Source organism: Actinomadura sp. 6K520 (assembly GCF_004349245.1).
Classification (GTDB): Bacteria; Actinomycetota; Actinomycetes; order Streptosporangiales; family Streptosporangiaceae; genus Spirillospora.
In genome coordinates, this window is sequence record NZ_SMLC01000030.1 from 24,729 (window position 1) to 45,116 (window position 20,388).

Sequence of the window (20,388 nt, forward strand, 5' to 3'; positions counted from 1 at the left end):
TCGGCCGTCCGGCCCGGTGCGCTCATGCCGTCCCCGCCGGGGTCACCCGTCGCGGTTCGGCACGACGGCGACCGTGCACGGGGCGTGCTTGAGCAGCGCATCGCTGGTCGCGCCCAGGGCCAGCGCGTCGACGGCGCCGGTGCCGCGGGCGCCGACCACGGTCAGCGTCGCCTCTTCCGCCGCGGCCAGCAGCGCCTCGCGCGGCGGCTCCACCACGAGGGACGTGGTCGCCTGGACGTAGGGGTACTTCACCCGCCAGGGCGCCACCGCCCGTTCCAGCACGGTTCCGCACACGCGGCGCAGCTTCTCCTCGTCGCCGAACAGTGAGAGGTCGCCGTCGGGCGCCGCGCCGGGCTCCCAGCAGCCGTACACCGCCCGCAGCCGCCAGCCGCGCAACGCCGCCTCCTCGAAGCCGAGGGCCAGCGCCGCGTCGGCGCCCGCCGAGCCGTCCACGCCGACGACGACCAGCCCGTCGCGGGTGGCCGCCGACCGGACGACCACGGCGGGACGGGCGGCCTGGGCCGGCACCCGCAGGGCCGTCGACCCCACGGGCATCTCGTCCGGCTCGTGGGAGCCGACCACGATGAGCTCGGCGTCGTGGCTCTCGTGTATCAGCGCCGAGGAGGCACTGCCGTCGTGCAGCCGCTTGCGCACCTTCAGGCCCGGGGCGAGGTCCCTGGCCAGCGCCACGCCGTGGTCGAGCAGGTGCTCGCCCATCCTGCGGACGATGGCGACGCCCTCATAATCGATGTAGCTGATCGGGTACGGCCAGCGCCAGACGTGGCAGACCGTCAGCGGCAGCCGCCGCAGCCGCGCCTCGTCCACCGCCCACCGCAGGGCCCGGTCGCTCTCGGCGGTTCCGTCGTAGCCGACGACCACATGGCTCATGACGTCCTCCCTGACTTCTCTGCCGCCGTCACGCGACCTTGACCGGGCTCTCGATCTCCAGGCCGATCCGCGGGGCGTCGAGGATGGAGTTGTGGACCGTGCACGCCTCCACGGCGCGCCGCAGCCCCTCGGTCTTCCCGGCCGGGAGCGGGATGGGCGGATGCACCCGCAGGCCGATCCGCGACACCCGCGCCGGGCCGCTCGCGCTCATGGCGAAGTCCGCGGTGACCTCCAGCCCCTCCGCGGGAAGGCCGTGCCGCACCAGGTACCGCCGCGCGTAGTGCGCCGCGCAGGCGGCCAGGGACGCCACGAACAGCTCGACCGGCGTTGGACCGGCGTCCGTGCCGCCGGCGAAGTACGGCTGGTCCACGTGGATCACGTGACCCCGCGTCAGTACCGCGAAGGCGTCGTTCTCTCGATGGATGACCGTCATCTTGCTCATGGCGACACCTCCGGTGCGTGCCGATCTTCTTTTTCCTCACCTTCAGCCTCCGCCATGCGAAGCCCGCGATTAAGAGCCGAAGGTCCCCTCCACGAGGGGCGACAGGTCATCGGACGGCGTCCGGGCGGCGGCGTCCGGGCGGCAGAACGAAGGGCGCCCACCGTCCGGTGGGCGCCCTTCGGGTCTCGGTCGGTCACTTGAGGAAGGGGAACCGCTCGGCCAGCCGGGTGTTGCTCCACCAGCGGCCCAGGCCCAGGGTGTCGCCGGCCTTGACCAGGGCCAGTCCGGCGAGAACGATCGCGTAGATCAGGTGGTCGTCCATGAAGGGGTTGTTCTCCGGGGGGAGAACGGCGGTCCACATCAGGACCATCATCAGCGCGCCGCTGGCGGCGGCGATCCGCATCCCGATGCCCAGGATGAGCGCGGCGCCGATACCGGCGAGGCCGATCATGAAGAGCCAGTCGGCCCAGGCCGCCCCGGCGAGGTCGTTGTAGAGGCCGGCGAACGGGCCCTGCGGCGCGTTGGCCAGGAAGCCCTCGGTGGGGCTGGCTCCGTCGATCCACGCCTTGTCGGCCGGGGTCGCGTAGCCCAGCCCGAACAGCTTGTCCACGAACGCCCAGGCGAAGATCCAGCCCAGCGCCACCCGGGCCGCCGCCCAGACGTACCGCGCCGCGGCCGACTCGGCCAGGGGCCTCGGGGTCACCACCCGGATCAGAGTGCCGTGCTCTTTGCGGGTCTTGTGCTCGGAGACTGCCATGGCCTCTCGCCTTCCCTCACATCGCCTTTTCGCTTCACCTATGAGTCAACCGCCCCGCCGTCCGGCGCCATAGGACCGTAGGGGCACGGCCGGGGGGACCAAGGTCCCCGAGCCGGTGATGCGAAAGGCCCGCGGGGGACGGGCCTGTGGGGGAGCCGCAGAGGCCCCGGTCAGCCGTTCTCGAGCGGGACCTGCCAGCGCAGTACGGTGCCGCCGCCCGCGCGTGCGTCGGTGCCGAACGACCCGCCCAGGCTCTCGGCCCGCTCACCCAGGTTGCGCAGCCCGCTGCGGCGGCCGCCCTCGGGGATGCCGACGCCGTCGTCCTCGACGCGCAGCACCAGGTCCTCGCCGACGTCGATGACCACGGTGGCCTCGGACGCGCGGGCGTGCCGCGCCACATTGGACAGCGCCTCCCGGACGACGGCCAGCAGCTGCTCGCCGACGTCGTCGGCGACGGAGGTGTCCAGCAGCCCGTCCAGCCGGACGGAGGGCGCGAACCCGAGGTTCTCCGCCGCCGCGTCGATGAGCGCGTGCACGCGGCTGCGCAGCGACTCGGCGTCCTCCGGGCCCTGCAGCGCGAAGATCGTCGAGCGGATCTGCCGCACGGTGTCGTCGAGGTCGTCCACCGCCCGCTGCACCCGGACCGCCACCTCCTTGCGCTGCACCAGCTTGAGCGTCGCCATCAGCGTCATCGCCGTGGCGAACAGCCGCTGGATGACGGTGTCGTGCAGGTCCTTGGCGATCCGGTCGCGGTCCTCCAGCAGCGTCAGGCGCTCGGCGTCGCTGCGCCGCTCCGCCAGTTCCAGCGCCACCGCCGCCTGCCCGGCGAACGTCTCCAGCAGCCGCTGCGTCCCCTCGGTGAAGGCCGCGCCGCCGGGCGGGTTGAGCACCGAGATGACCCCGCGCGCCGAGTTCCCCACCCCGAGCGGCACCACCAGCAGGGGCCCGACCCGAACCTGCGCCGGCACGTTCGCCTCGCGGGCGCCCTCGCTGCCGTCGGCCAGCCGCAGCGGGACCCCTTCGGCGAACACGGGACCCGCGATCGAATGGTCCAGCGGCACCCGCAGCCCGCGCAGGGCGTCGGCACCCTCGCCGTAGGCGGCCTCCACCACGAACTTCGTGGCGCCCTCCTCGACCAGCGCCACCGCCGACAGCGCGGCGTCGGCGACCTCCCGGGCCCGCTGCGCCACCAGCGCGCTCACCTCCTGCGGGTCGGTGCCCGACAGCAGCGCCGTGGAGATCTCCCGCGACGCGTCCAGCCACCGCTCCCGCCGCCGCGTCTCCTCGTACAGCCGGGCGTTCTCGATCGCCACGCCCGCCGCGGTGGCCAGCGCGGTCACCACGACCTGGTCCTCGTCCTCGAACTCGCCGCCGCCGGCCTTCTCGGTCAGGTAGAGGTTGCCGAACACCTCGTCGCGCACCCGGATCGGCACCCCGAGGAACGTGCGCATCGGCGGATGGTTCGGCGGGAACCCGTGGGAGTCGGGGTGCTCGCCCAGGTCGGGCAGCCGGATGGCGTGCGGCTCGCGGATCAGCAGCCCGAGGATGCCGTGCCCGTGCGGCCAGTTCCCGATCGCCTCGATCTCCTCCTCGCCCACGCCCACCGTGACGAACTGGATGAGCCGCTCCCCCTCGTCGCTGATCACGCCGAGGGCCCCGTACCGCGCGTCGACCAGGGTCGTGGCGGCCTCGGTGATGCGCCGCAGCACCGTCTCCAGCTCCAGGTCACTGCCGATGGAGACCACGGCCTCCAGCAGCGCGTGCACGCGGTCACGCGTCGCCCGAGCCGCCTCCAGCCGCGTCTGGAGCTCCCGCAGGAGCTCGTCGAGCTGCAACTGCGGCAGGATCAGCCGCGCCCGGTCCGAACCGATATCCGCCTCTTCAGCCACCCGGTCAGTATTCCCCAGTCGGCGACGGGGCGCGTTGTGGGGAATCGGCGGCAATAGTGGGACACGGCACATGGACACCGCCCGAAGCCGCCTGTACGGGGCGGCCTATACAGGCGGGCTATGCGGGGCGGCCTATACGGTGACCCTCCGGAGTTCGCGGGCGACCCCCGCCGCCCACTCGGTGACGTGGGCGCGGTCCCGGTAGTCGCCGCTCATCCGCTTGGCGATCTTGGAGGCCAGGAACCCCTGGGCGTCGGGGGCCAGGCGTCCGCCGAAGGTGGCGTGCCCGTTGGCACCGACCCTGCGGGCGGCCTTGGCGACCCCCGGTGCGGGGACGATCTCCTGCTCCTCGGCGGTGCGGTCGAGCGGACCGCTGCTGAACAGCCACACCGGCCGCTGCGCCAGCGCGTCCGCGTGCCGGCGGACGAAGCGCCGCGCCGCCCGGTGCCAGCGTCCGCCGTACAGGGCGCCGCCGACGACGGCGGCGTCGTATCCCTCCAGCGTCGTGATCTCGCCGGCGGGACGCACGTCGGCGTCCACGCCCGCCTGCCGCAGCCCGTCGCCGACCCATTCGGCGATCTCGGCGGTTCCTCCGCGTTCGGAGGCGTACGCCACCAGCACTCGCATCATGACGACTCCTTCACCTGCCGGTCCTGCACGTCCTCTGACTGGTCGTGCTCGTACTGCTCGTGCCCGTACTGGTCGTGCTCGTACTGGTCGTGCTCGTGGACGACCGCGACCGGGCTCGGCGCCTCGTGCAGGACGGCCCGGGTGACGGCGCCGAGCAGGGTCGTCGGGGACGACCCGATCCCGCGGTCCCCGACGACCAGGAGCATCGCGCCGGCGGCGCCGTCGACCAGGGCGCGCCCCGCGCGTTCCCTGACGAACCTCTCCTCGACGGTGATGTCGGGATAGTCGACCAGCTGCGGCCCGACGGCACTGGTGAACCGCGCCCGGACCTGCTCCTTGACGGCCTCCGGGTCGGTGTACGGCAGCCGCTCCGGGCCGGGCAGCGAGGCGGGGTCCCACCACGCGCACACCAGCGTGACCGAGGCGTCCCGCAGCCGCGCCTCCCGGAGGGCGAACCGCAGTGCGGCCTCGCTGGCCGGTGAACCGTCGATGCCGACGACGATCCGCCGGACGGCGCCGGCCCGCTGCCGGGCCGGGACCACGACCACCGGCCGGTTGGCGTGCGCCGGGACGTGCACGGCGGTGGAGCCGAGCGGCAGCCGGTCGAAACCGCCCGCCCCGCGGGCACCGACGACGATCAACGACGCGTCCACCGCCGCGCCGAGCAGCGCCCCGGACGACGTGCCCTTCAGCAGCACCGGGCGCACCTCCAGTTCGGGTGCGGCCTCCCGCGCGAGCCGGACGCCGTCCTCCAGGGTCAGGGCCCCCATGCCCTGGACGATCTCCATCGCGTCGCGGTCCCCGGGGCGCTGCGGATAGGGCCAGCTCCACGCATGGCAGATGCTCAGTGGCGCTCCGCGCAGGGCCGCCTCGGCGGCCGCCCAATGGACCGCCCGCTCCGAGGCGGGGGAGCCGTCGTAACCGACGAGCACGGGCCGTTCGTCCATCACTGCCCACCTCCTTGTCTCCGCCGCTGTACCCCACGCTCGTCCAGGCATGGGTGCGGGGGACAGTGGCATGGGTCCGCCGATGGAGGGACCTTCGACCCTGCCGCCGACGCCGCGGCTTGCTGTTCGGTGAAGGTAGGGGGAATGGCCCGGCCCGACGGAGAGCCATAGGAGTAGCAATGAGCACCCATCCGCCACTGGAGCGGCGCATCGCCGCCGACGTGATGACCAGGGACCTGCTCACCATCGCCGCGTCCGAGTCGGTGCTGATGGCCTGGGAGCTGATGTGCAAGGCCGAGGTGCACCACCTGCCGGTCGTCGACGACGAGGGCGGGTTCCTCGGCGTCGTGGACGCGCAGACCCTCGCCTCGACCTGGAACTCCGCGACCCCGCGCGACGCCCGCCGGCCCGTGACCGTGCTCCTGCCGCCCCGGCCGCCCACGGCGGTGCGGCCGTCGGCCGCCATGCCCGAAGTGGCGGGCACGATGCTGGAGGCCGCCGCGGACTACGTCCCGGTGACGAACGGGTACGGCGTCCTCGTCGGCCTGATCACCGCCCGGGACCTCATCGCCGCGCTCGCCGGTGTGGAGCACGACATCGCGCCGCGCAGCACGGGTATGCCGTCCCTGTACCGCATCGAACCCGTGATGCCGAGCGGCGTCCCGGCCCGCCCGAACCGAGGCCGGATGGGCCCCGACTGACGCCTCCAGGCCGAACCGGGGAGTTCCTACCGGATGGTCTCGAACGATGGCATGGGGAGACTCCATGGACCGGTGGACCCTGTCCTACGACGACTACGATCCCGGCACCGAGCGGTTACGGGAGGCCCTGTGCACCCTCGGGAACGGCTACTTCGCCACCCGGGGAGCCGCTCCGGAGGCGTCCGCCGATGCCGTCCACTACCCGGGGACCTACATCGCGGGCTGCTACGACCGGCTCGCGGCGCAGGTGGGCGGGCAGCACATCGACAACGCCGACCTGGTCAACATGCCGAACTGGCTGCCCCTGGCCTTCCGCGCCGCCGACGGCGAGTGGCTCGATCTGGACCGGGCGCAGGCGGACGGCCGGCTGCTGTCCCACCGGCAGGAGCTGGACCTGCGGCGGGGCGTCCTGACGCGGCTCGTGCGCGTACGCGACGAGCAGGGACGGACCTCACGGATCGCCCAGCGCCGCATGGTGTCCATGCACGACCCGCACCTGGCCGCGCTGGAGACGACCGTCGTCGCGGAGGACTGGAGCGGCACCGCGCAGATCATCTCGGCGCTGGACGGCCGCGTCGTCAACACCGGCGTGCAGCGCTATCGAGGGCTGCCCGGGGCGCACCTGAGCCCCGAGAAGACCTCCCAGCCGGACGACCCGGAACTGCTCCTGCTGCGCACCCGGACGCTCTCCTCCCAGATCGGGATCGCGGTGGCGGCCCGCACCCGGATATCGGCCCAGGCCGAACGGATCACCCGCTGCGAGGACGGCTGGACGGGCCATGATCTGACCTTGGAGGTCCGCGAAGGGGAGCCGGTCACGGTCGAGAAGGTCGCCGCGGTGTTCACCTCACGCGACCACGCCGTCGAGGAATGCGGCCAGGCCGCGCTGACCGCCGCCACCGACGCCGGCGGCTTCGACGCCCTGCTGGAACGCCACACGCTGGCGTGGTCCCGGCTCTGGCGGCGCTGCCAGCTCAGCGTCGACGACGTCGAGGTGCAGCGCGCCCTCAACCTGCACATCTTCCACCTGATGCAGACGGTGTCGGAGCACATCGTGGACCTGGACGTGGGCGTCCCCGCCCGCGGCCTGCACGGCGAGGCCTACCGCGGCCACGTCTTCTGGGACGAGCTGTTCATCCTGCCGTTCCTGACCATGCGCTTCCCCGAGATCGCCCGCGCGCTGCTGATGTACCGGTGGCGGCGCCTGCCCGCGGCGCGCCGCGCGGCGGCCGCCGCCGGGCACCGCGGCGCGATGTACCCCTGGCAGAGCGCCGCCGACGGACGCGAGGAGACCCAGCACCTCCATCTCAACCCGCGTTCGGGCCGGTGGCTGCCCGACCACTCGCACCTGCAGCGGCATGTCGGGCTCACCGTCGCCGTCAACGTCTGGCGCTACTACGAGGCGACCGGCGACATCGAGTTCCTCGCCGAGCACGGCGCCGAGATCATGCTGGAGGTCGCCCGGTTCTTCGCGGACCTGGCCGCCTACGACCGCTCCACCGACCGGTACGAGATCCACGGCGTCATGGGGCCCGACGAGTACCACGACGCCTACCCCGGACGGGACGGGCCGGGCCTGGACAACAACGCCTACACCAACGTCCTCGCGGCCTGGGTGCTGCGCCGGGCCCTGGACGCGTTCGCCGCGCTGCCCGAGGACCGCCGCGCGGAACTGCACGAACGGCTCACCCTGACCCGCCAGGACATCACCCGCTGCGAAGACGTCGCCCGCAAGATGTACGTCCCCTTCCACGACGGCGTGATCAGCCAGTTCGACGGCTACGCCGACCTGGAAGAACTCGACTGGACCCGCTACCGCGAACGCTACGGCGACATCCGCCGGCTGGACCGAATCCTGGAAGCCGAAGGCGACACCCCCAACCGGTACAAGGTCTCCAAACAGGCCGACGTGCTGATGCTGTTCTACGCCCTCTCGCCCACCGAACTTGACGACGTCCTGAGCCGGCTCGGCTACGAGCACGGCCCCGCCCTGGACGCCCGGACCATCGCCTACTACCTGCCACGCACCAGCGACGGATCGACGCTCAGCTCACTGGTGCACGCCTGGATCCTGGCCCGCATCGACGGCGACACCGCCTGGAGACTCTTCCTCAAGTCCCTGTTCAGCGACATCACCGACGCCCAGCACGGCACCACCGCCGAGGGCGTCCACCTGGGCGCCATGGCCGGCACCGTCGACCTCGTCCAGCGCTGCCACGCCGGAATCAGCACCCGCGGCGGCACCCTGCACCTGGAACCGCGCCTGCCCGCCGCGATCGGCGAACTCCGCCTCGGACTCCGCTACCGGGGCCACTGGGGCATCGACCTGACCTGCCACCAGGACCTGATCCGCGTGACGCTCCGCCCCGGCGCCGCCTCCCCCATCCGCGTCTCCTACCGAACCGAGGAGATCGAGATCCAGCCCGGCACATCCTGGGAGGGCCCCGTCCGGGACGGCCGCGCGGTCGGCTGACCGGGCAGCGCGCAGCCGCGGCCGCCGGGGAGCGGCCGCGGCTGCGCGGTGCGGCGTCAGCGGGTCAGGACGACCTTCAGCGCGCCGGAGTGGGCGGCGTCGGCGAAGACGTCGTACGCCTTGGGGAACTCGTCCAGCGTGAAGTGGTGCGTGACGAACCGTCCGGCGTCGAGCTGTCGGCCGGAGAGCAGGCGGAGCAGCGTCGGGGTGGAGAAGGTGTCCACCAGCCCCGTGGTGATGGTGATGCCGCGGATCCACTGCTCTTCCAGGTGCAGCGTGGCCGGGCCGCCGTGCACGCCGATGTTGGCGATGTGGCCGCCCGGCCGGGCCAGCGCCACGCTCAGCTCGAAGGTCTCGGGGACGCCGACCGCCTCGATCGCCACGTCGGCGCCCAGCCCCCCGGTGAGGTCGCGGACGGCGGCGAGCGGGTCCTGCCGGGAGTTGTTGACGGTGATGTCCGCACCGAACTGCTTGGCCGCCTCCAGCCGGCTGTCGGCCAGGTCGATCGCGATGATCTGGCTGGGGCTGAGCAGCCGCGCACCCATGATCGCCGCGAGCCCGATCGGGCCCGCGCCCACGACCGCGACCACGTCACCGGGGCGGACGGCGCCGTTGAGGACGCCCACCTCGTAGCCCGTCGGGAGGATGTCGGCCAGCATCAGCACGTCCTGCGCCGGCACACCGTCGGGAATCGGGTGCACGGACGTGTCGGCGAACGGCACCCGCACGTACTCGGCCTGCGTCCCGTCGATCGTGTGGCCGAGGATCCAGCCACCGCCGCCCAGGCACAGCCCGTAGCGGCCCTCCCGGCAGAACCGGCACGTCCCGCACGAGGTGATGCAGGACACCAGCACCTGGTCGCCGGGCTTGACCGTCTTCACCGCAGGCCCGACCGACTCGACCGTCCCGACCGCCTCGTGGCCGAGCACGCGCCCGTCGGTCACGGTGGGGACGTCCCCCTTGAGGATGTGCAGGTCCGTCCCGCAGATCGTCACCGCGTCCACCCGTACCACCGCGTCGCCGTCCTCGACGACCTGGGGCTTGGGCACCTCTTCCCACGCCTTCTCGCCGGGGCCGTGATACACCAGAGCTCGCATGATGCGCCTCCTAAATGGGGTTCGGCTGCAATATCCAGCGTTGAATTCCGGGGACGGCACGGGTAGTGCCCAACGTCCCGGCCCACGAGCCCAACGTCCCGCCTCCGCCCGCGGTACCCAGCGCTTCATGCCCCCACCGCCCCCGAAGATGCCGAGCCCGAAGACGCTCGATCAAGGTGCTCGGTTGACGCGCCGACCCGTGCCGGTCATGACCGGAAATCGCGGGTCAAACGCCGATAGAACTGGTGCTTCACCGACACGGGAGGCAAATGGTGAAGAGGATTCTCGCGACGGCGGCGGCCGCGGCGACGGCGCTCGGCCTGATGGCGGTTCCGGCGGAGGCCGCGTCGCCGGTGCAGATCTACCGGGTGTACTTCGACTCGCCGGGCAAGGACACCCGGTCGAACACGTCGCTGAACGGCGAATGGGTGCAGCTGTACAACCGCACGACGAAGACCCGCCAGCTGAAGGGCGTGAAGCTCCGCGACAAGACGGGCTACACGTACACGTTCGGGTGGTTCCAGCTGAAGGGCCGCAAGAGCGTGTACGTCCACACGGGGCGGGGCCCGAACAACGCGACACACCGGTACTGGGGCCGGAAGGCGTACGTCTGGAACAACACGGGCGACACGGCGTACCTGCTGTACCCGAACGGCAAACTCGCCGACTACTGCTCCTGGACGAGCAAGGGCTCCTCAAAGTACTGCTAAAGCCCACCGCCCGCCCCGGCCCCCGCTCTCTCGTGAATGACGAGAGAGCGCGGGCCGGGGGGTGACGCTAGGTCGTGGGATCCAGGTAAACGTTCTGTTCCCAGGTGTTGCCGCTTGGGTGGCGGGCCGTGAGGGTGGCGCTCGCGAAATCGTCCACCTGTGACGTCGTCCCTTGGAAGGTGGCCGAGGACTGGCCTGCCGGGATGGTCACCTCGCTGGGGACCTGGACGAACGGGTCGGAGCTGGCGAGCTGGATCGTGATCGGCACGCTCGTGGTCGTCCCGAGGTGGACTGTGCCTTCGAACGGCTGGCCGCCGGTGATGAACCACGGCTCGATGTCGAACCCGGTGAGACCGGGGTGCACACGGACGGTGTGGCTCCGTGTGCCCACTCCCTCGATTCTCGCCGTGATGGTGACGTCGCCGTCGATGTCGGGCGGCATTGAGACCTGGATCTGCGACGTCCCAGAGAACCCTTCCGGGTATTGCCGGGGGCTGGGCGGGTACTGGAGTTTCGGGGCGTCGGAGCTGAAACTGACGGTGATGCCGCCGTGCGGCACGGGATTCGGCAGGTTCAGGGTCATGTTGTAGTAGGAACCGCCGTACGTCTCGGCCGGTCCCGTAAAGCTCCACTCGCCGGGGTCGTAGTTCCATGCGAGAAGCGTGAGGACCGCGCTGAGGCTCTGTCCGGGAAGCTTCGCAGTCACCGTGACATCCGCGTTCTCCGGGATCCGCGTGCTCTTCGCCCGCGGGTAGCCTATTCCAAGAGTCCCGCTGGGAATCGTGATGCTCGCCGGGATCTGCAGTGCCGGGTTGTCGCTTTCCAGCGAGATGACCATCCCGCCCTCGGGCGCCGTGCCATTGAGACCGACGAAAATCGAGGCGTCGTCGCCGCTGACGATGCTCGAACGGCCGCCGAAGTCGACGAACCTCAGCCCTGGTTGCAGTATGACCGGCTGCGTGAGTGTTCGGCCTCGTAGTTTCGCCACCAGTGAGACGGCGAGATCACCGTAGATGTAGTCCGGCTGGTGCGTCCGGATGGGAAAGGTCGCTTCCGTTGCGCCGGGCGGCACGATGACCCTGTCCGGCACGCTCACCCAGGACGTGTCCGCGGACGTCAACGTCACGACGAGCGGAACGGGTGATGGGCAGTTCACCTTGACGACGCCCTGCGCCTCTCCGCCCGAATGGACTTTCTCGCTCGGTAGTTCCAGTGCCGAGAGCCGAGGGCCGCAGGCGGCGGGCGACGTGCCGGCGGCGGCGGGTGCCGCGAATCCGGATACTCCGAGCATGACGGCCGCCAACGCGACCAGCGCCACCCTCCATTTTCCTAACGACTTCACAATACACACCCTCTCCGAACAGCACCCGAACGTTCTCGAACCAAGATCATAAATCGAGGACGTCCGCGTTGACGTCACATCTTGGTAGAGATCGGAGTCAGAAAAGGGTTAACGATCTGGATGCTCCTCGGCGGCCCGGAAAACCCGTGTCGTCGGGTCGGGGGCCGCTTCGGTCCGCAGGCGGTCGGTGAGTAGGAAGTCGTCCAGTTCGAAGCTCGAAGCGTGTTCGCTCTCGCTGAGAAAGAACGTCCCGCCGGCAAGGTCGGGGTTCCAGCCTTGCGTCAAGGCATAGTCGATGACGCTCCGCACGTCCTTGGGCGTCGGATAGGCGTCATCGGTGGCGCATCCCCACGGCAGGATCGCCTTGGACACCAGATCCGCCTGGAGCACCTGACTGTTCTTTCCGCCACCCCAAACCCGCACCCGAACGCACCTGTGGCGGTCGCGACCAGTTACGTACCGAATACGCCCCGTCCACGCGAACTCCCGCCCATGGGCATACAACTTCCGCAACCGCTCGCCCACGCCACTCCCTCCATCGCACCTGTCTGGACCACGGCGGAATTCTGTATTGGGAACTGTGACGGAAGTCTGGGCCTCCGGTGGGGTCAGAGGAGGGAGATCAGGAGGAAGAGGGCGAGGAGCAGTGCCACCCATAGGACCATCAGGTCCGTCGGCGAGGACGCCGTCCGGAGGGGGCGGACGCCGGACGAGAGGCGGCCCGCGCGGTGGTGCAGCGGGGCGGTCGCGTCCCGCAGGCGGGTCAGGCCGTCGACGCCCGTCCGCCAGAGGCGGGGCAGGAGGCGGCGGTAGAGCACGTCGGCGTCGATGTTCACCGACGGCAGCTCGGGCGGGTAGAGGCCGGTCCGCATGAGGACGGTGAACGCCATCGACGCGAGCAGCAGGAGCTGCACCTGGTTGACGACGTGCGCGGTCGTGTAGGCCGAGTAGTCCATCTCGTACGGGAGCAGGCCGTAGAGGAGGTTCGGCGCCACGCCGATCAGGATGGACCCGGCCGCGGCGATGCCCATCGCGACGCGCATGTTCAGGGGTGCCTCGGCGACCCGGTATCCCCGGTCGTGGGCGAAGAAGGAGAAGAACGGGATCTTGATTCCGGCGTGGTGGAAGACGCCGGCCGAGGCGAACAGCAGGAGCAGCCAGACGAGGGTCCGGTGCTCCGCGGCGACGGCCTCCATGATGATCGACTTGGTGGCGAAGCCGGAGAACAGCGGGAACGCGGAGATGGACGCGGCCCCGATGACGCACAGCACCATGGTCTGCGGCATCGACTTGTAGAGCCCGCCCAGCTCCGACCCCTTGGCCGTCCCGGTGCGCAGCAGGACCGCGCCCATGCTCATGAACAGCAGGCCCTTGAACAGGATGTCGGCGAACGCGTGGGCGGCGGCGCCGTTGACGCCGAGGGCGCCGCCGACGCCGACCGCCGCGACCATGAAGCCGAGCTGGTTGATCATGCTGTAGGCGAGGACGCGGCGCAGGTCGTTCTCGATCACGGCGTAGAAGATCGGGAAGCAGGCCATGACCACGCCGACCCACACCAGCTCCCCGGTGCCGGGATAGCCGCGCGCCAGCACGTAGACGGCGAACTTGGTCGTGAACGCCGACAGCGCCACGGTCCCGACGATCGTGGCCTCGGGGTAGGTGTCGGTCAGCCAGGAGTGCAGGATCGGGAAGGCGCACTTGATCCCGACGGCCAGCAGAATCAGCAGGCCGCCCGCCCCGGACGCGCCGATGAACCCGAACTCCAGCCCGCCGCCCGCGTTGACGTGCAGGACGATCCCGCCCAGCATCAGCAGCCCCGACGCGACCTGCGCGACGAGGTAGCGCATCCCCGCCCGGTAGGCCCGTTCGGTGCGCCGCGCCCAGATCAGGAACACCGAGGACAGCCCGGCCAGCTCCCAGAACACGAACAGCGTGATGAGGTCGCCGGCGAGCGCCCCGCCGACGGCCGAGGCGGCGTAGACGGGGATCACGGTCTGCTGCAGCGCGTCCCGCAGGTGCAGGGCGTAGACCATGGAGATGAGGGCCGCGGTGAGGAAGGCCGTCGCGAAGATCCGCGCCAGGGCGTCCACCCGCAGCGTCTCCAGTTGGAGGCCGAGGATCTCGAAGCTCCCGTGGACGCCTTCGGGGAGCGTCCACAGCGCGGCGAGCCCGGCGGGGGCGAGCAGCATCATCCACACCGCGCGCACCCGGCCGCGCAGCAGCGGGATGGGCAGCGCGCCCGCGATGAGCAGCAGTGCCGGGTTAATCGTCATCGCCGGACCGCTCGTAGTAGTCCTCGCCGCGCATCAGGACCCGCCGCAGCTCCTTGGCCACCAGCACGAGGGTCACGCTGCCGATGAACCCGTACAGGGCGTAGAAGCCGAAGGTGTTCTCGATGCCGAAGTGCGGGTGCTTGGTGTAGAGCAGGTCGGCGAGGAACACCAGGGCGCACAGGATGTAGAGGCCGCGGACGATGCGGTCCACGTTGCGCGGCTCGTCCAGCCAACGATGATCGTCTTTCACGGTGTCGTCTTTCACGGTGACTCCAGGACCTCGTTGAGCGGGGCGATGACCGCGTCGACCCCGATGAACAGGGCCACGCAGGCCAGGGCGGTGAGGACGAGCGGTACCACCAGCGTCCAGGAAGCCTCCCCGTGCCCCTTCTCGGCGGGCGGGCGGAAGAACGCGCGCACCGGGATCGGCATCAGGTAGGCCAGCGACAGCAGCGTCCCCGCCAGCAGGACCCCGAGCATGGCGGTCTGCCCGGCGTCGGCCGCGCCGAGCAGCAGCAGCCACTTGCTCCACGTGCCGCCCAGCGGCGGCAGCCCGAGGATGGAGACGGACGCGACGAGGAAGGCCCCGAAAGTCCAGGGCATGGCGCGGCCCAGCCCGTCCAGCTGGCTCACCTGGGTCAGGTTCGTCGCGGTGTAGACGGCGCCCGCGCAGAAGAACAGGGTGATCTTGGCGGCGGCGTGGTTGGCGATGTGCAGCGCACCGCCGGCCGCCGCGATGTCGTTGGCGAGCGTCGCGGCGAGGACGATGTAGGCGAGCTGGCTCACGGTCGAGTACGCCAGCCGCTCCTTGAAGTTGTCCCGGGTGACCGCGACGAGCCCCGCGCCGAGCAGCGTGACCGCCGCGACCCACATCATCGGTTCGGCGGCCCCGGTGACGTCGAGGGTGTCGAGCCCGAACACGTAGATCGCGACCTTGAGCACCGTGAAGACGCCCGCCTTGACCACCGCGACCGCGTGCAGCAGGGCCGACACCGGGGTGGGCGCCACCATGGCCCCGGGCAGCCAGCGGTGGAAGGGGAACAGCGCGGCCTTCCCGATGCCGAACAGGTAGAGCGCGAACAGCACGGTCAAGGTGGCCGTCCCCGCCGTGCCGGCCAGGATGCCCCCGGGCGCGAAGTCCGTGGTCCCGGCGAGGACGGCCGTCCAGACGATGGCGGGGAGCAGCAGGCCGATCGAGGTGGTCAGCAGCAGGACGAGGTAGATCCGCCCGCCCCGTTTGGCCTGCTCGTTCCCCGAGTGCGTGACCAGCGGCCAGGTCGACAGCGTCAGCACTTCGTAGCCGATGAACAGCGTCGCCAGGTTCCCGGAGAAGGCGATCCAGAGCGCGGCCGCGATGGCCACGGCGAAGAAGAGGTAGAAGCGGGCCTGGTGGCGCTGCAGGTTGCCGCGCATGTAGCCGATCGCGTAAAGGGTCGTGACCGGCCACAGCAGCCCGGCGACGGTCGCGAACAGCAGCCCGAGCGGTTCCAGCTCGAAGACCAGCGAGATGCCCGGCAGCCAGTCCCACAGCCGGAAGGTCAGCCCGTCGTTCGCGACCGGCCACAGCGACAGCACCAGCGCGGCCGTCGCCACGCCCGCGACCAGCGACGCCGCCTCCCGCAGGTTGGGACGGTGCCGGAGGGCGACGACCGCCAGCCCGCCCAGCAGCGGTACCGCGACCGTGACCGGCAGCGCGAGCGCGCCGCCGGCGGAGAGCCAGCCGGTGGCCTGGACGCTCACTTCGCCACCCCCACCAGCACGGACGAGGCGCCTTCGGCGAGGCTCATCGGCCACTCGGGCGCGATCCCGAACACCAGCGACACCAGCACGAGCGCCCAGGTCGCGGCGGACATGCTCAGCGGCGGCCGCTCCACCGCCACGGATTCGGAGTGCCGGCGGAACCAGCCGGCCTCGATGACCCGCCCGACGTAGACGAGCGACAGCAGCGAGCTGACCAGCAGCACCGCGAGGACCGCCCAGCGCCCGTCCGCGATGAGCGCCTCCGCGAGCACCCACTTGCTGACGAACCCGGCGGTCGGCGGCACCCCGACGAGCCCGAGCCCGGCCAGGACGATCGCGGCGAACGTCCACGGCATCGTCCGGCCCATCCCCGCCATGTCCGACAGCCGCGCCGAACCGAGCCGGAGGACGACGATCCCCGCCGCGGCGAACAGCGCGCCCTTGATCACCGCATGGTTGATGACGTGCAGGTACGCGGCGGTCACCCCGTCGGACGTCGCGAGGCTGAACCCGGCGACGATGTACCCGACCTGGGCGATGCTCGACCAGGCCAGCAGGTACTTGAAGTCGGACTGGAAGCAGGCCACGGCGGACGCGACGAGCATGCCCAGGCACGCCAGCACCAGCCCCACCTCGGTGATCGGCATCCGGCCGAAGACCAGCGCCGCGCCGAAGACGCCGAACGCGAAGCGCAGCAGCAGGTAGATCGCGACCTTGGTGTTGGTCGCCGACAGGAACGCCGAGACCGCCGACGGCGACTCGGCGTAGGCGCCGGGCAGCCACCCGTGCAGCGGGAACAGCGCGATCTTGATGGCGAGCCCGACGAACACGAAGATGACGGCGGCGGCCAGGGCGCGGTTGCCGTAGATGTCGGGGAGCCGCTGCGCGAGGTCCGCCATGTTGAGCGTGCCGGTGACGGCGTAGGCGAGCCCGATGCCGATCAGCACGAACGTCGCGCCGATCGTCCCCACGATCAGGTACTGGAACGCGGCCAGGAGGGCGCGCCTGCGCCGCCCCATCGCGACCAGCGCGTACGAGGACAGCGAGGTGATCTCCAGGAAGACGAAGGCGTTGAACGCGTCGCCGGTGGCCGTGATGCCGAGCAGGCCGGTGAGGTTCAGGCACAGGCAGGCGTAGAACAGCGGGATCCGGGACGCCTCGATCTCCGCCGCGATGCTGGCGCGGCAGTAGACGGCGGCGGCGACCCCGACGGCCGACACGAGGATCAGCACCGGGACGTTGGCCTTGTCGATCACGTACTCGATGCCGGCGGGCGGCTCCCACCCGCCCATCGCGTAGTGGATCACCTCGCCGTCCGCGATCTGCCAGGCCAGCACGGACGCGCAGACCAGGGCCGCCACGGCGGCGGTCAGGAACAGCAGCCAGGCGGCCGTGCGGGAACGCAGCAGCACGCACAGGGGGGCGGCCAGCAGGGGGATGACGACCTGGAGCGCGGGGAGATGTGCCGTCACGGGCCCGCCTCGCCGTCGCGGACGCCGTCCTCATCCGCCGCGTTGTCTCGCGCGATGACCTCGTCCTCCTCGATCGTGCCGTACGCCTCGTAGATCCGGATCGCCAGCGCGAGCCCCAGTGACGTGGTGGCGACGCCGACGACGATCGCGGTGAGGATCAGGACGTGCGGCAGCGGGTGCGAGTAGACCTCGACGCCCTCCTCGACGATCGGCGCGCGACCGTCCTCGACCTTGCCGAGGGCGATGTAGAACATGAACACGCCGATCTGGAACAGGTTCAGCCCGATGAGCTTCTTCACCAGGTTGCCGTGGCTGATCACCGTGTAGAGGCCGATGACCATCAGGACGAACACGAACCAGAAGATGTAGTGGCCTCCGGTCATCGGCGCGCCCCGCGGTTGGCGAAGCTGTAGTACACCGCGATCAGCACGGCCGCCACCGTGATCCCCACCCCGGTCTCGATGATCAGAATCCCGTAGTGCTGGCCTTCCTCGGGGTGGCCGGGGACGAGCGTGTCGTAGTCGAGGAACGCGCCGCCCAGCGCCATGTTGGCGACGCCCAGACCGGCGTAGAGCAGGACACCGACCGGAACGAGCCCCAGCATCACCGGCCACGGCAGGACGCGTTCGACCTCCCCGATCCCGAAGACCAGGCTGTAGAGGACGAACCCCGCCGCGAAGATGACACCGGCCTGGAACCCGCCGCCCGGCCCGTAGTCCCCGTGGAAGAGGACGTAGCAGGCGAAGAGGAGGATGAACGGCATCAGCGCTTTGCTGGCCACGCGGAGAACGCGGTACTCGCTCATGACGACCGCCCGCGCGGTTTCATGTTCCGCGCCGTGTTTCCCGCCGTGTTCCGCGCCGTGTTTCCCGCCGTGCTCCGCGCCGTGTTCCCCGCCCGGGTGCCCGCCGTCTTCCCTGTCGCGTCCTCCGTCGTCCTCCGCGCGACGCCGCGTCCGCAGCAGCAGGAGGGGCACCGTGACCCCGGCGGTGAAGATCACGACAAGTTCGCCCAGCGTGTCATAACCGCGGTAACTGGCCAGCACGGCCGCGACCGTGTTCGGAACGCCGATGTCCTCCTGCGATTCCTGCAGATAGGTCTGGGTGACGGGATGGGTCTGCACCGGGTTGCCCGGATCGGCGAACGGCGGCAGGTCCTGGGCCGCGTACAGCAGCGTGGCACCGAGCACGACGGCCACCGCGCCGCCCGACCACAGCCTGCGCCGAGGGGTGACGGCCTCACGGGACCGGGTGAGTCGCAACGTGGCGACGAGCAGGACCGTGCTGATCCCCGTTCCCACGGCCGCCTCGGTGATGGCCACGTCCAGCGCGTCCAGCACCACGAAGAGGCTCGCCGACAGCAGCCCGGCCAGCGCGGTCAGCATCGTCGCCTCGTACAGCGCCCGCTGCCGCGTGATCGCGAGCGCCGTCGCGAGGAGCAGGGTGAACAGCGAGACGTTCATCAGCACCAGGAGGGACATCAGTGCCGCCCCTCGTCCCCGGCCGGCAGGCGCTCGCCGTCGCGGCGCGCCGCCTGGGCGAGCGCGTGCGCGGCGGTCGGGCTCGTCACCAGCAGGAACAGCATGATCAGCACGAGCCGTACCGCGCTCTGCCAGCCGTCCGCCTGCAGGAGCAACCCGAGGAGCAGCAGGGTCGCGCCGGCGGCGTCGGTGAGGCTGCCGGCGTGCGTGCGGGTGTAGAAGTCCGGGAGGCGCAGCAGCCCGACCGCTCCGGAGACGACGAGCAGGCAGCCGGCCAGCAGCAGCGCGCCGCTCGCGATGTCGGTCAGCAGGGAGAGGCTCACCGCGCGGTCCCCTCGTCGGACGCGGGCAGCAGCTCGTCGAGGTGGGTCAGCCGCAGCACGGCGATCGTGGAGACGAAGTTGACCAGCGCGTACAGCAGCGCGACGTCGAAGATGTACGGCCGCCCCGAGATGATGCCGACGACCGAGATGAACAGGACGGTCTTCGTCCCGAACACGTTGATCGCCAGAAGGCGGTTGTAGAGCCTGGGGCCCACGAAGGCCCGGACGAGGGTGAGGGCCATCGCGACGAGGAGGGCGATGACGGCCGCGGCGACCATCACCGCTTCTCCAGCCCCTCGACCCGGCGCGGCATCGCGCTGTCGGCCACCTCGGCGACGCCCTCCGCGCGGAGGGCGTGCACCTCGATGTCCCCGTTGCTGAAGGAGACGGAGAGGGTGCCGGGCGTCAGCGTGATCGAGTTCGCGTAGACGACCTTCGCCAGGTCCGACATCCCGGTGGCGGGCACCGTTCCGACGCCGGGACGGATCTTCCGCCGCGGCGACCACACCAGCCGCAGCACCGTCAGGGCCGAAAGCATGATCTGCCCGAGCAGCCACAGCAGATAGCCCGGCAGGCGCGGGACGACCCGCAGCGGAAGGCTCTCGTCATCGACGACCTGCATCCGCCAGATCACCCAGACGACGAGGGCGACGGACGCCGCGCCGAGCGTGAGCAGCAGCCACGTGTAGTGCCCGGACATGACGAGCCAGAACGCCGCCAGCACCGGCGACAGGGCGAGCGCGGTCCCGCGGCGACGCGAAACTAGCGGATTCCTTGCTGACATCGTTCTCCATGCCGATCGCCGGGCTGGACAGGGACGATCTCCGGGTGAGCGGGAACGCCGTGGTACGACCAGTTGATCACGCGCCGTGCGGGCCGGGTCGGCCCGTGCCGTCGGCGCGGATGTTCACCGGAACAGCCGGAAGGCAGGGGGTGGCGGGATCGCCTTGAGGTGGCCGCTCGCCCGCGGGCGGGCCACGGAGGCCGTGATCGGGTGGGTCATCGACACGCTCCGGGAGACGTTCGGGTCAGGACTCGCCGACCAGACTTCCCGGCACACCGTTCACGACACTAACGGTAATCACAGCAGATGACCACAGGGGCACCACGTGACGAGTACCTCACCCCCGGCCAGGTCAATGGGGTCACCAACCCTGGGGAATCCCGAGGTGAGGTCCGTTCCTGCCAGGGTATTCGGCGTGGGCGATGGTCCTGACCCCCGCA

The 20,388-nt window shown here is 70.9% G+C and carries 21 protein-coding genes; 3 read left to right on the plus strand and 18 right to left on the minus strand.

The annotated features are described in order from the left end of the window. Positions 1–42: 42 nt before the first annotated feature. From E1289_RS10900 to E1289_RS10925, 6 genes are all read right to left on the minus strand, one after another. Positions 43–888: a universal stress protein gene (locus E1289_RS10900; protein ID WP_131978421.1), complete on the minus strand. Its 846-nt coding sequence runs from the start codon at positions 886–888 to the stop codon at positions 43–45. Positions 889–916: 28 nt separating this feature from the next. After that, the gene (locus E1289_RS10905; protein WP_131978424.1) at positions 917–1,330 is read right to left on the minus strand and encodes an OsmC family protein; all 414 of its coding nucleotides are present in this window, start codon (positions 1,328–1,330) and stop codon (positions 917–919) included. 193 nt (positions 1,331–1,523) lie between these two features. Beyond that, entirely contained in the window at positions 1,524–2,087 is a 564-nt protein-coding gene (locus E1289_RS10910; protein ID WP_131978427.1) for a DoxX family membrane protein, read from the minus strand. 170 nt (positions 2,088–2,257) lie between these two features. After that, entirely contained in the window at positions 2,258–3,976 is a 1,719-nt protein-coding gene (locus E1289_RS10915) for a GAF domain-containing sensor histidine kinase (protein WP_131978430.1), read from the minus strand. 132 nt (positions 3,977–4,108) lie between these two features. Next, positions 4,109–4,606 carry a flavodoxin domain-containing protein gene (locus tag E1289_RS10920; protein ID WP_207928899.1) on the minus strand — a complete coding sequence of 166 codons (498 nt, stop codon included), beginning with the start codon at positions 4,604–4,606 and terminating at the stop codon, positions 4,109–4,111. Next, positions 4,603–5,553 carry a universal stress protein gene (locus E1289_RS10925; RefSeq protein ID WP_131978433.1) on the minus strand — a complete coding sequence of 317 codons (951 nt, stop codon included), beginning with the start codon at positions 5,551–5,553 and terminating at the stop codon, positions 4,603–4,605. The genes E1289_RS10920 and E1289_RS10925 overlap by 4 nt, the downstream gene beginning before the upstream one ends. A gap of 179 nt (positions 5,554–5,732) precedes the next feature. On the opposite strand from E1289_RS10925, the gene E1289_RS10930 reads away from it, so the two are divergent. Both E1289_RS10930 and E1289_RS10935 read left to right on the plus strand, forming a co-directional pair. Continuing rightward, positions 5,733–6,254: a CBS domain-containing protein gene (locus tag E1289_RS10930; RefSeq protein WP_131978437.1), complete on the plus strand. Its 522-nt coding sequence runs from the start codon at positions 5,733–5,735 to the stop codon at positions 6,252–6,254. 64 nt (positions 6,255–6,318) lie between these two features. After that, positions 6,319–8,727: a glycosyl hydrolase family 65 protein gene (locus tag E1289_RS10935; protein ID WP_131978440.1), complete on the plus strand. Its 2,409-nt coding sequence runs from the start codon at positions 6,319–6,321 to the stop codon at positions 8,725–8,727. A gap of 56 nt (positions 8,728–8,783) precedes the next feature. Here E1289_RS10935 and E1289_RS10940 read toward each other — a convergent pair whose 3' ends face one another. Continuing rightward, a complete protein-coding gene (locus E1289_RS10940; RefSeq protein ID WP_131978443.1) occupies positions 8,784–9,824 on the minus strand; it encodes a zinc-dependent alcohol dehydrogenase family protein in 1,041 nt (346 codons plus the stop codon). A gap of 269 nt (positions 9,825–10,093) precedes the next feature. Here E1289_RS10940 and E1289_RS10945 point away from each other — a divergent pair, with 269 nt between their 5' ends. Next, positions 10,094–10,534, plus strand: coding sequence for a lamin tail domain-containing protein (locus E1289_RS10945; RefSeq protein WP_243712744.1), 441 nt, complete (start codon positions 10,094–10,096; stop codon positions 10,532–10,534). Between the two features lie 67 nt (positions 10,535–10,601). Here the strand turns inward: E1289_RS10945 and E1289_RS10950 are convergent, their stop codons facing one another. The 11 genes from E1289_RS10950 to E1289_RS11000 all read right to left on the minus strand — a co-directional run bounded on the left by E1289_RS10950 (position 10,602) and on the right by E1289_RS11000 (position 19,948). Continuing rightward, complete coding sequence (locus E1289_RS10950) at positions 10,602–11,852, minus strand: hypothetical protein (RefSeq protein WP_131978446.1); 1,251 nt, start codon at positions 11,850–11,852, stop codon at positions 10,602–10,604. 132 nt (positions 11,853–11,984) lie between these two features. Then, positions 11,985–12,248: a hypothetical protein gene (locus tag E1289_RS10955; protein WP_207928900.1), complete on the minus strand. Its 264-nt coding sequence runs from the start codon at positions 12,246–12,248 to the stop codon at positions 11,985–11,987. A gap of 236 nt (positions 12,249–12,484) precedes the next feature. Further along, the gene (locus E1289_RS10960) at positions 12,485–14,149 is read right to left on the minus strand and encodes a Na(+)/H(+) antiporter subunit D (protein ID WP_131978449.1); all 1,665 of its coding nucleotides are present in this window, start codon (positions 14,147–14,149) and stop codon (positions 12,485–12,487) included. Further along, positions 14,139–14,414, minus strand: a complete 276-nt coding sequence (locus tag E1289_RS10965; RefSeq protein ID WP_207928901.1) for a hypothetical protein — start codon at positions 14,412–14,414, stop codon at positions 14,139–14,141. The genes E1289_RS10960 and E1289_RS10965 overlap by 11 nt, the downstream gene beginning before the upstream one ends. Next, on the minus strand, positions 14,411–15,889 hold the full coding sequence (locus tag E1289_RS10970; RefSeq protein ID WP_207928902.1) for a proton-conducting transporter membrane subunit: 1,479 nt from the start codon (positions 15,887–15,889) through the stop codon (positions 14,411–14,413). Before E1289_RS10970 ends, E1289_RS10965 begins: the two co-directional genes overlap by 4 nt. Then, positions 15,886–17,361, minus strand: a complete 1,476-nt coding sequence (locus E1289_RS10975) for a monovalent cation/H+ antiporter subunit D family protein (protein ID WP_131978452.1) — start codon at positions 17,359–17,361, stop codon at positions 15,886–15,888. The genes E1289_RS10970 and E1289_RS10975 overlap by 4 nt, the downstream gene beginning before the upstream one ends. Further along, positions 17,358–17,744, minus strand: coding sequence for a cation:proton antiporter subunit C (locus tag E1289_RS10980; protein ID WP_131978455.1), 387 nt, complete (start codon positions 17,742–17,744; stop codon positions 17,358–17,360). Before E1289_RS10980 ends, E1289_RS10975 begins: the two co-directional genes overlap by 4 nt. Further along, the gene (locus tag E1289_RS10985) at positions 17,741–18,841 is read right to left on the minus strand and encodes a DUF4040 domain-containing protein (protein ID WP_131978458.1); all 1,101 of its coding nucleotides are present in this window, start codon (positions 18,839–18,841) and stop codon (positions 17,741–17,743) included. Before E1289_RS10985 ends, E1289_RS10980 begins: the two co-directional genes overlap by 4 nt. Further along, positions 18,841–19,164 carry a monovalent cation/H(+) antiporter subunit G gene (gene mnhG / locus E1289_RS10990; protein WP_131978461.1) on the minus strand — a complete coding sequence of 108 codons (324 nt, stop codon included), beginning with the start codon at positions 19,162–19,164 and terminating at the stop codon, positions 18,841–18,843. Before mnhG ends, E1289_RS10985 begins: the two co-directional genes overlap by 1 nt. Continuing rightward, on the minus strand, positions 19,161–19,442 hold the full coding sequence (locus E1289_RS10995) for a monovalent cation/H+ antiporter complex subunit F (RefSeq protein ID WP_131978535.1): 282 nt from the start codon (positions 19,440–19,442) through the stop codon (positions 19,161–19,163). Before E1289_RS10995 ends, mnhG begins: the two co-directional genes overlap by 4 nt. After that, on the minus strand, positions 19,442–19,948 hold the full coding sequence (locus E1289_RS11000; RefSeq protein ID WP_131978464.1) for a Na+/H+ antiporter subunit E: 507 nt from the start codon (positions 19,946–19,948) through the stop codon (positions 19,442–19,444). The genes E1289_RS10995 and E1289_RS11000 overlap by 1 nt, the downstream gene beginning before the upstream one ends. Positions 19,949–20,388: the final 440 nt, after the last annotated feature.

Excerpts from the sequence above, each read along its gene's own strand:
- E1289_RS10900 (WP_131978421.1), bottom strand. The coding sequence starts at position 888 with ATGAGCCATGTGGTCGTCGGCTACGACGGAACCGCCGAGAGCGACCGG.
- E1289_RS10905 (WP_131978424.1), bottom strand. The coding sequence starts at position 1,330 with ATGAGCAAGATGACGGTCATCCATCGAGAGAACGACGCCTTCGCGGTA.
- E1289_RS10910 (WP_131978427.1), bottom strand. The coding sequence starts at position 2,087 with ATGGCAGTCTCCGAGCACAAGACCCGCAAAGAGCACGGCACTCTGATC.
- E1289_RS10920 (WP_207928899.1), bottom strand. The coding sequence starts at position 4,606 with ATGATGCGAGTGCTGGTGGCGTACGCCTCCGAACGCGGAGGAACCGCC.
- E1289_RS10925 (WP_131978433.1), bottom strand. The coding sequence starts at position 5,553 with ATGGACGAACGGCCCGTGCTCGTCGGTTACGACGGCTCCCCCGCCTCG.
- E1289_RS10930 (WP_131978437.1), top strand. The coding sequence starts at position 5,733 with ATGAGCACCCATCCGCCACTGGAGCGGCGCATCGCCGCCGACGTGATG.
- E1289_RS10935 (WP_131978440.1), top strand. The coding sequence starts at position 6,319 with ATGGACCGGTGGACCCTGTCCTACGACGACTACGATCCCGGCACCGAG.
- E1289_RS10940 (WP_131978443.1), bottom strand. The coding sequence starts at position 9,824 with ATGCGAGCTCTGGTGTATCACGGCCCCGGCGAGAAGGCGTGGGAAGAG.
- E1289_RS10945 (WP_243712744.1), top strand. The coding sequence starts at position 10,094 with ATGGTGAAGAGGATTCTCGCGACGGCGGCGGCCGCGGCGACGGCGCTC.
- E1289_RS10960 (WP_131978449.1), bottom strand. The coding sequence starts at position 14,149 with ATGACGATTAACCCGGCACTGCTGCTCATCGCGGGCGCGCTGCCCATC.
- E1289_RS10980 (WP_131978455.1), bottom strand. The coding sequence starts at position 17,744 with ATGACCGGAGGCCACTACATCTTCTGGTTCGTGTTCGTCCTGATGGTC.
- E1289_RS10985 (WP_131978458.1), bottom strand. The coding sequence starts at position 18,841 with ATGTCCCTCCTGGTGCTGATGAACGTCTCGCTGTTCACCCTGCTCCTC.
- E1289_RS10995 (WP_131978535.1), bottom strand. The coding sequence starts at position 19,442 with ATGGTCGCCGCGGCCGTCATCGCCCTCCTCGTCGCGATGGCCCTCACC.
- E1289_RS11000 (WP_131978464.1), bottom strand. The coding sequence starts at position 19,948 with ATGTCAGCAAGGAATCCGCTAGTTTCGCGTCGCCGCGGGACCGCGCTC.